The organism is Dyadobacter sp. CY323, from assembly GCF_021390245.1.
In the GTDB taxonomy this organism is placed as follows: Bacteria; Bacteroidota; Bacteroidia; order Cytophagales; family Spirosomataceae; genus Dyadobacter.
In genome coordinates, this window is the sequence record NZ_JAJUXH010000024.1 from 116,656 (window position 1) to 127,073 (window position 10,418).

Here is a 10,418-nt window from a genome sequence, read left to right on the forward strand (position 1 = left end):
CAGGTCTCCTATGAAATATTTTATCAGAATCGCCGTGTCGTTACTGTTGTTTTCGACGGCAGCGCATGCGCAGATCATTAACATCAGTTTTTCAGTAGCCACCCAGCGGCCTCTTTCCCGCCTGGACGAACTGCAGTCGCTGGCCGAAAGCGGGGGAATGGTCATGACCTTAACGAATCTCACCAACCAGCAGCAAACGATCCAGCTGGAAGTGCTGATGTCGTCGCCGCAAACCGATTTTAAGATCCAGACCAATCCCGATGCCCGAAGTGCCGCATTGTACACGCTTTCACCCAACCAGGTGAAGACATTCACGCCAACCGAACTTTCTGAAGATCTTTTTTATGACGATAGTTTTGTACTCGGGAACGGTCAGTTGCTCACCGATTTTTTGATCCAGGATCCTACCGGCCAGATTCCGACAGGCCAATACCAGCTTTGCGTGCGCGTGAGACCCGATGCGCTGAACCAGCAGCTTTCCAATACATTGAGCAATGTAGGTTGTGCGAATCTGATCTTCCAGCAATTTGCCGCGCCGTTGATCAACACGATCAATGGAATGCCTTGCCCGGATGGAGGCGGTATTCCAGCCCCGCCCGCGGCGGCGGCGCCTTTCAGCATTGCATTCACACCCCTGGTTTTCCAGATGAACAATGTGACGGTTACCGATTTTTCTTACACTGTTTTTATCCTGGAACTGTTGCCGGGCGACTCCCGCGATCCCAACCAGATCTTCCAGGCATTGCAGGTGGGCATTGAGTCGCGCAACTGGGTGGTACGAAAAACCATTCACCCGCCAGGCGGCGCGCCGCAAATGATCGAGAATCTGATGCCCGAGGATTTTTCAGCTGAAATGAAGATCGGGAGCCAGTATGCCATCGCGGTTCAGGGGGAATCTGCTTCGTTTTCATCCGATCAGCTGCCCAACAGAGGTTTGAGTCCGGTCTGCATTTTTACCTACGGGTCCGATGCCGCAGTGCGTGACAATTTCGCGAGCAACGACAGCGATCCGAATCTGTTACCGGAATGCGTGAATGGCGATTGTAACAACATCCCGATTCCCGAAGGCGGAACAGATGTTACCGAATTGCCGGTTGATTCCGATGTATATGTAGGTTGTTTCAAAGTACGGGTAAGGGAAGCGGCACGGTCGGGGGAAGGGTTTAATGGCAGGGGCGTGGTGAGGATACCGGTTTTCAGTGCCCTGTTTTTGGTAGAACTCAAAGGATTGGTGGTCAAAAAATTTGGAAATAAACTGGCAGCGGTTGCCGGTTCTGTGGAGGGTTTGCCGGATGAAGCTCTGCTCGAATCTGGCCCTATTTATGCATTATATGATGCATTTCAGACGGCCAAAGCTACCGCTACCGAGGCCACCTCGTCGCTGCCGGCTGTTGTATCCAACGCGGTTGGCGGAAAGGTAGAGAGCGCTGCTCGTCCGATCGACGCGGCCTTTAAGGAAATCCGCTACATCGATCGGGCCATCCAGCAGCTTGCGAATGAAGATTTCGAGTCGGGCTTGCCGATAGGCTACGCCAGCGAACTGGATGGAGAACCGTTGCGGGTAGGGATTTTCGGGCTGACGTTTACGCCCCAGCGTGCGACAATGCAGGTCATCCTGCAAACGCCGACTATTCCCGGCATTAATCAGCCATTGTATTTTGGAGCAATGAACGTTTGTTTCTCTCAACGAGGCATTTTTGCGACTCAATCGACTTTTTATCTGGGCGGCGATCTCGACGTTTCCATTGGCGGACATACATTAAGACTGAAAGGTTCAGGCTCCGATTCACCGGGCGACCAGGTTACCTACATTACTTTGGATAACGGGGATTTCAAAGAGGTAAAATTGCAGGGGGAAATGTTGTTCGACCGGTCGTTGTTCGTGCCAAAAACAGGTACGGACACGGTAAAAGCTACATTTGAAAGCATTGCCCGGAGCAATTTTGACGACCTTACTTTTGATCTTAAATTTCCTCAACCCTTTGGTTTAAAGGCACATCCGGGCTGGAATTTTACATTAGAGAAGGCATCTCTGGATCTTTCTACCGTCCGCAATCCGGGAAGCTGGTCGACTGTTCCGGAGGATATCCGCAACACAGTCGGAAGTGACGAAGCAACCCAAAATACCTGGACAGGTGTTTTTGTAGAAAAAGCGTCCATTGGTTTTCCCAAGGATTTCAAGCTGGGCAACAGCGGACAAAGTCCGTCGGCAGATTTGAAATTCCTGATGATCTCATTCGAAGGCTCGGGGGTGTCGTTTGATGCGGAAGGGCATGAACTGCTTACTTTGGCTGGCCCGAAAAAAGGCGCATTGGCGGGCTTTGGCTTATCGATAGACCAGTTTGACGCCAAAATGCGCGGAAGCGAATTTACAGCGCTGACGATGGACGGGAAGCTGCGTTTCGAGCTTTTTGACATTACAGGTACCAACGAAGGCGCATTCCCCTACCATCTTGATTTCATGGAAATGATGCGGGAAGCTGAACAGGCCGATGGTACCGAAGAGCCGGAACTCGCATTTGAAATCACATTGAGCAAGGATATCAAGCTGGAAGTAGAGCAGCTTCATGCGGCTTTTAGCTTGACAGAAGGTTCAAACCTGACCTTCAATTCCAATGGACATGACGATGATCCCGATAAAAAGATCCAGTTTAATTTACAGGGAGAAGTATCGCTGATTTCCGGTGAAGATGGCATTGACTTGCCCGGACTGAAGTTTACCAATTTCTTTTTCAATGGGGCTACCATTGACTGGGAGGACTTCAATGTATCCTTTGCAAGCCCGCAAAAATGGATTGGCGGGGGCGTGTCCAATCAGGCGAATGAGGTCCAGGCGGGTGGCTTTCCGATTTCCCTTGAAGAATTCAAGCCGATTTTTTCTACTAAATCGGACGGATATGAGCTCGGTTTTGGCTTTGAGATTGTGCTTAATCTCAAAGAGGGTGCGGGTTTCGGGTTGACCACTGGTATTAGTCTGACCACCCAGCTGACGTCTTCATTTGCCCCAAAGCCCAACTCATTCGCATTTACTTTTGAGAAGATCAAACTGGAAACGGACGTATCCATCATGTCTGTAAAAGGGGAACTTGACTTTATCAAAAATGACCCGGTGTTTGGAAACGGTTTTTACGGTTGTCTCGTCGTTAAATCCAATTTGCCTGGCTTGCCCATTGAGGGGAGGATACAGGGAAAATTCGGGTCGGTTAATCAATTCAGGTATTTCTATATCGAAGGTTTACTGACTGGTCTTAATCTGATCATTCCGCAGACTCCGATGGCGGTGGACGGTTTTGCCGGTGGCTTGTACTACAATATGACGAAGGATAGCAATTCGCCCAGCTTTGCTGCGAGACTTAATACCCCGGTTGAAGGTTGCGCGGCTCCTGCATTACTTCCGAAAAAGGATGGCGTTGGTATTTCCTTTGGCATTCTTTTCAAAGAAGTTGCGTCCCAGGGTTTCAGTTTCAATGGTATCATGACAATGGAGGCGGAAATGGATGCCGCTCGCTTCTCACCCAAATTTTTCAAGGTCGGCGGTGCCGCGCGCTTTCTCAAAGTCCCAGGCCCGGTGCCAGAAGGTTCGGTGACGGCACTGCGGGATGCGATCAAGATTGCGGCAGATTTAAGTCTCACGTATGACTTTGTCAACAATATCTTCTCGGGTGATTTTAACCTTTATTTCAACATTGCCAATGTCGTTAAAGGGGACGAGGAACCCGAAACTGCCCGTGCAGGCAGAATGGTCATGTACTTTGGTCAGGATGATTGGTTTGTATACTTAGGAAATCCCTGGGAGCATCGCGACTCTCCCGGGAACATGCTACAGGGAATGGGCCGATATGCGAAAATGAGCATCACCGTTCCTGACCAGGATCTCGCACAAATCAAGCTCAAAGCAGGCGTTTATTTTTGCATGGGTACCTACGGCATCGAACGTCTGCCACGGTTGCCAGATGAGTCGGACCTTTCGATCCCGCAAGATATCAGAAATGCGGTACTGGCTGATCGTCCGCCGTTCGACAGCCGCGCCAGTAGCGGTGGCGGGGTAGCATTCGGCGGGTTTGTCGGAGGTGACATCGGGATAGACTTTGAATTAGTGAAGGCAGGCGTGAAGCTGGGTTTCGGAATGGACCTCGCACTGATCAAATACAATGACGGCGTCCGGTGCAGCGGCTATTCGGGTCCGATCGGGATCGATGGCGCTTATGCCACCGGTCAGGTATATGGTTACGTGATGGGAGAAATTAAGGTTGACATACCAGGGGACGAAGACCTTTTACTTACCAGTGTGGATGCGAGGCTTATTGCAAGCTTTGGCGGGCCTAATCCGACCTGGGTCACTGGTGAAGCCAACATATCGAAAGAAACTTTGGTGAATTTGGTAGACATCGCTGCCAATCAGTTATCGGGAGGCATTTCCAGTGTTGTGAACGCTTTGGCCGAAGGGTGGGATAGCTTTTGGGGCGACGACGAAGTCACCAACGTGACCGAGGACCTGGTGGAAGATTTTGCTCCGAACGGGCTCAACATACCGGTGGTATTTGGCGATAAATGCTCTCCGAGCGCGGCCGTTTCATTCAATGATAAACTGGGTGCACAGTCCATTATTGTCGGCGTTCAGCCCGAAGAAAAGCTGGAACCCTACGGCACGATCAAGGTTCGCCTGAATAAAAATCTCAGCCAGCCATGGGACGTCGTTAAGGATGAAGGCAATAACCGTTACACGACGTACACCAGGAACTGGTACCTGAAATCAGTCAAACTCTGGCGGCCCGCAGCCCGGATCACAGAAAATGAGGTGCCTCTTCAGGATGTGACTATCTCTGATAATGAGTTGCTATTCCGGCCTTCTTACAGACAAGGCGCACGCACGATAAATGCAGGAGAACAGGTCACTTTTACCGTCGAGCTAGGCATTGAAGAGCGTATCGGCAACGGCAGCAAAAGCATTAAGCGTACATTTAACGACGGGACACCGGCAATTGACAAAAGAGTAGTAAGCCTGACAGGCGCTGCCATCAGTTATGAGATTGGCAATGAGGATATAGTGACGAGTTACCCTGTGCAGCAGCAGAGCTATTATCTGCAGGGTCATACGCAGTGGCCATCGGGTTTCATTAAGCTGCGCAGCCACTTCCCTGAATTTTTACCAGCTGCTTCTTCCGATATCCGGTTAAGGTTTTTCGTAAAAACATTTGCAAACCGCGATTCTTTGGGTGTAGCTCCATGTAGTTACCGCAAATATCCGGATGGTTCAGCGGGGCTTACATTCGGGATGTTGCCATTGCCCAACGACGCGCGCATTGAAATGGAATTTTGGGTAGAAAAAACAGTGGTGTCCACACAGGCAGTCATCTTATCTAAATGTTACTCGCTCACATTCGGCACCAGTCGCTACAACACATTTGCGGAAAAAATGAGCGAGACAAGAGCAACCCGGTTTAACCACGACAGCCCTCAGAGCGCCATTATGGAAGCGATCCTGCGGCAATCCGAAAGCTGGGACGACCTTGAAATTTCCGGAAACAAACCGCTGATCGTAGCAACCACAAAGCTGAATACGGCCTGGCACGCAGCAGTAAAACAAAAATTCGAAAGCTATCTGGCATCAGGATTTAATTCGGGCCAAACGCTTCGCGAACGCCAGGCACAACAGAAGTTGAGGGCAAACATTTCGCGCCTGATCGAAAAGCTGGACCCGGCTGTTGGTAACCCAATAAGTACCGGACTTGCCGAAAGCAACAGTTTCAGTCTTCGGTATCTTTTCAACGACGCGCTCATTCAAATACTAAACTCGATCGCGACGGGCGGAGAAGTGATTGCCAACCCTACTGCCGGTGACTACGCTTTTCATTTATCCTATCAATTCCCGCAGGTTTCCGAACACGGGGTGGTCAGTTACGCTCAATCTGGTCCGGCCAGCCAGCCGGGCGCGGGCCGCACAGGAAGTGGTCAGACAGCTGTCCCGGTACAAACGGGAATAGTCCAGAGCGGAGCGAGCGCGCCGGCTGTTCAGGTGGCTGGTGCTGTGAACACTTTGAACCTTAGGGGCGTGACATTCGAGACAAGCGTCCATTATCCCGGAATGTCGGGTGCTATGCAGCAGCAGCAACAAGTCCAATCGGAGTATGTCAATGCCGTTGAAAGAAACAGCGCAGCTCCTTCAATAAATCTAAATAACATAAGATGAGAACATTACTGGTGAATCTTACAATCGTGCTCCTGGCATTGGGCTTGTGTATGTCCACGAATGGTTTGGCACAAAAACCGTCAAAAATCGTAAAAATCAGCGTCTGGCAGCATTACCGGAATGATACCCTTCGCTTATTGTGGGTCCCCATTCACAGTGCAGACTGGATCCGTTACAACACCAGCGGCTACCATATAGAAAGATCCGTATATACAGAAGGTCAGCCGGTACACTTTGAAAAGGTAAGTAAGGATGCGGTGAAACCTCAGCCCCGGAATGAATGGAAAAACCTCGGTCCCGAATCTTACGCGGCGGCCCAGGCGATCTACGAAAAAAAGGTCCCGGCGAAAATGGGCAACAATGATTTTACCGGTGCGAATGAAAGCAATCAACAAAATCTCCGGCATTTTGTAGCCATGCTGTCGGCATTCAGGTCGCCGGTTGTAGCCCGGCAAATGGGGCTGGGGCTTCTGGAAATCGGTTTACATGCCAACCAAAAATACATATATCGGATTTATGCCGATATGCAGCTTCGGGAGCGCGCGGATACCGCATATATCATGGTGGACACAGCTAAGCCGACCGTTGTTACCAGTCCTCCTCAGTTAAAAGCGCAGGAAGGTGAAAGGTCGGTTAACCTGAGCTGGCCCGTCCAATCCTACTCCAAGCAATTTGTCCAGTATCACATCGAGCGTTCGGAAGATGGCAAAACCTACCGGCAGATCACGAAAACGCCACTGACGGCCGGGGCACGCAAGGGTGGAAATGCCAGTTACCGCGACAGCCTGACAGCAAATTATCGTCCTTATTTATACCGGCTTTCGGGGATGACACCCTTTGGCGAATGGCACCGGGCGGATTTTGTCGTGAAAGCAATGGGGATTGACAAAACACCACCGGGGCAGCCGCAGATCGAATCGGCCAAACATGTGGGTGGTACCAGGGTGGAGATCAAATGGGCAATGCCGGTTCCGGACGAAGACCTGAAAGGTTTTTGGGTTGCAAGAGGTTCCTCTTTATCCGGGCAGTTCAAGAAAATCAATGAGAGCATTTCAGGAAGTGATACGCGTACCATCACCGATCCGAATGCAGATATGGAGGGGACTAATCATTACATCGTTTACGCGGTGGATTCTGCGGGAAATCAGCGGGCATCATTCCCGGCTTACGTGACGCTCAACGATTCCGTGGCTCCTGTTCCACCACAAAAACTGGCAGGCAAGGTAGCCGAGGATATCCCGACTAAAAAAGGAATTGTGACCCTGGAATGGCAGCCGAACCCGGAAAAGGACCTCAAAGGATACTATGTGTATTTCGCCAACGATTCGACGCACGAATTTTCGCAGATCACCAAAAAGCTGATTACAGAAACCACGTTCCGGGATACCATTTCCCTCAGATCGCTGACCAAAAATGTCTACTATAAAGTCGCTGCCATGGACCAGCACTTTAATATCTCCTCGTTTTCGGCGGTTATGACCGTCAAAAGACCCGACATAATCAAACCCGTCGTTCCGCTGATCACCGGCATTGAGGTGAAAGACAGTACCGCTACCATTCATTGGCAGGGAAGCCCGAGCAACGATGTGGTGGAGTACCGGCTGTACCGGCGGGTCGGAAATGGAGAATGGGCAAATATTAAAACGTTCAGAAACGCCGAAATGGCTACTCGCAGCTTTACGGACAAAGTAACGGCAGTAACACACGAATATGCGCTGGAAGTCACGGATGAGAGCGGACTGGTCTCCGACCGGTCACCCGGCAGGGCGGCCAGAATGATAACACCCGTTCGAATGCCCGGCAACCCCGATCCGCAGGTGACGTATAGCAAAGAGAGTAAGCGAGCAAAAATCACCTGGCAATATCCGGCAAAAGGTACCTATAAGATAGCCGTGTACCGTGCCGAAGGCAGAGGAGCTTACCGCATTGCCGGTTTCGCCAGCGGCAGCGACAGCCAGTTTTTCGACAGTCCCATTCACCCGGGAAAATACAGGTACATCCTGAAAGCAATCCACGAAAACGGCCGGGAAACCGGATTCAGCAAACCCATTGAAGTGAAGATGCTCTAACCTATACGACGATGAAAAGGACATTTACTTATTTGATTTTGATATCGTTGCTAATGATCGGGACGCAGTGCCGGGTTAGTAATGTGGAGCCGGTGGCCGTGATCAATCTGGATGCAAATTCTAAGGAGCCTGTTGTGATGATCCCAAATGAAAATACAAAATATGAACTTGCTGATAATGTGTTCTTGGTTGATCCGAAGGTGTATTTAGAATGTTCAAATCTGAATTGGAAGCAGTAACCGTATCCGATTGGTAAAAAATATAACTACTACTCAAATGAAAAGGCTAAATAAACTATTTATCAGGTTGATATGGTGTAGCGTTGTTTCCATTCATTCAGCCCTCGCTGCCGTTCCAGCAACGCCTAAAAATTTCTCGGCGAATGCGTCGTCCAGTTCCCAGATTAATCTTAAATGGGCGGAGGCGTCGGGTCTTGGAAGCTATGAATTGCACCGATCAACGGACAATAAAGCATTTGCCAAGATCGCTGACCCCGATTCGAAATCGACGAGTTATGAGGATAAATCGCTGAAAGCGAATACGACCTATTATTACAAACTCTATGCGGCCAACAAGGATGGAAAGTCCGCAGCGGCGGAAGCGGGCGCTAAAACGAATCCGGCCCAGGTTTTGTTGAAGGCCCCCTCCAATATGGAAGCGGCGGCTACTTCTCCCTCGGAGATCAAGGTTACCTGGGTAAACAATGACTTTTATACAAAAATAGAGTTACGTTATTCCAAAAATTCGAATCAGGCCGACGGTGCGACACTTTCGCTCGGCTCCAACGAAACTCAGAAAAGTCTGACTGGACTTGATCCTGACACCAAATACTACATCACGTTACAAGGGTTTTTGGAAGTGGAAGGCATAAATGATAAGACCATTGTGGTCGGAGCAGATGCCACCACTCAAAATCCGACTCCCGCAACGCCGTCGGGATTGGAAGTCACAGGTACTGATGAAAAGACGATCAATGTCAAATGGAATGCAGTCGATGGAGCTGCGGGTTATCAGGTTCAAATTTCCGATGTCAGTGATTTTTCAAAAGGTGTGCAAACCGCTGAAACCGACTCAAAGTCTGGTTCTTACCAGTTTGGAAATCTGACATCCGGGAAAACGTACTGGATTCAGGTGCGGGCCAAAAATGTTTTTAACAAGAAGGATTACTTTTCCGGCTGGTCCAAATCCGTTTCTGGCACCACCGCCGTCCCGTTGCCGAATGCCCCGACGAATCTGGTATTATCGCCCCAGCCGGACGGCACGAAAATCCATGTTTCCTGGAAAGATAATGCGGATAACGAGACGGGTTTCGATCTTGAATACTCCAAAGACGGCGGATATGCGGGCGCAACTTCGGTCAATCTCGGCAGCAATGCTGCGACTTTTCAGATCGAAGGTCTGGAGAAGTGCAATACTTATTATGTGCGCGTAGCCGCGAAGAATGGTGCCGGACGTTCCGGATGGATCACCGGCAAAACAGATGTCAGGCCATCGGTGCCCCCGAAACCTTCGGCGTTTGGGGGGAATGTCGCAAGCAGCACGCAGATCAATCTGAACTGGTCGTATTCAGCCGGTACCGAAGATGGTTTTGAACTGGAATATGCGGATAATGGGAATTACAATAATTCCCAAAAAAGGGATCTTTCCAAAGATCGCCGCGATGAAAATGTGACCGGTTTGCAGAGCAATGCAGTTTATTTTTTCAGGTTAAAAGCAAAAAATTGTGCAGGTGACGCGGGCTGGATCGAATACAAAGGGCAAACGACGGCAGCAAAACCGTCGGCACCGACCTACGATCTGGAAGTTTTATCGAGTACCGAGATCAAGATCAAATATCAAAATACAGCCGGACCCAATGCGACGTCGCTGGAATTGCAATATGCCAGAAACGAGGCATTTTCAGAAGGATTAGGTACGAAAAACCTACCGATTGCCGGTAATTCCGAGACGATCGGCGGATTGCTAGCTTCAACCAAATACTTTTTCCGCCTGCGGGCCGCCAATTCCACCACAATTACGTCCTCAGACTGGGTTATCAAAGACGCGACCACGCCAGCCGCGCCCATTGCGAAGCCCGCTAAACCGACGAATTTATCAGCCACACCAACCAGCAGCAGCCAGATTAACCTCGCCTGGACGGATGCTTCCAATAATGAAGA

Annotated in this window: 4 protein-coding genes; all 4 read left to right on the top strand. The window is 50.1% G+C overall.

The genetic code is table 11. The features are described from left to right. The first annotated feature begins 10 nt into the window (after window positions 1–10). Window positions 11–6,190 (top strand): hypothetical protein, encoded by a 6,180-nt coding sequence (locus LZG72_RS25645; protein WP_233878002.1) that lies wholly within the window; start codon window positions 11–13, stop codon window positions 6,188–6,190. Next, entirely contained in the window at window positions 6,187–8,259 is a 2,073-nt protein-coding gene (locus LZG72_RS25650; RefSeq protein ID WP_233878003.1) for a fibronectin type III domain-containing protein, read from the top strand. Before LZG72_RS25645 ends, LZG72_RS25650 begins: the two co-directional genes overlap by 4 nt. A gap of 11 nt (window positions 8,260–8,270) precedes the next feature. After that, window positions 8,271–8,498: a hypothetical protein gene (locus LZG72_RS25655; RefSeq protein WP_233878004.1), complete on the top strand. Its 228-nt coding sequence runs from the start codon at window positions 8,271–8,273 to the stop codon at window positions 8,496–8,498. 37 nt (window positions 8,499–8,535) lie between these two features. After that, window positions 8,536–10,418: fibronectin type III domain-containing protein (locus LZG72_RS25660; protein ID WP_233878005.1), on the top strand; the 1,883-nt coding region annotated here is incomplete at its 3' end.

Bases quoted from the DNA above. Each gene is read 5' to 3' on its own strand.
- LZG72_RS25645 (WP_233878002.1), top strand. From the start codon at position 11: ATGAAATATTTTATCAGAATCGCCGTGTCGTTACTGTTGTTTTCGACG.
- LZG72_RS25650 (WP_233878003.1), top strand. From the start codon at position 6,187: ATGAGAACATTACTGGTGAATCTTACAATCGTGCTCCTGGCATTGGGC.
- LZG72_RS25655 (WP_233878004.1), top strand. From the start codon at position 8,271: ATGAAAAGGACATTTACTTATTTGATTTTGATATCGTTGCTAATGATC.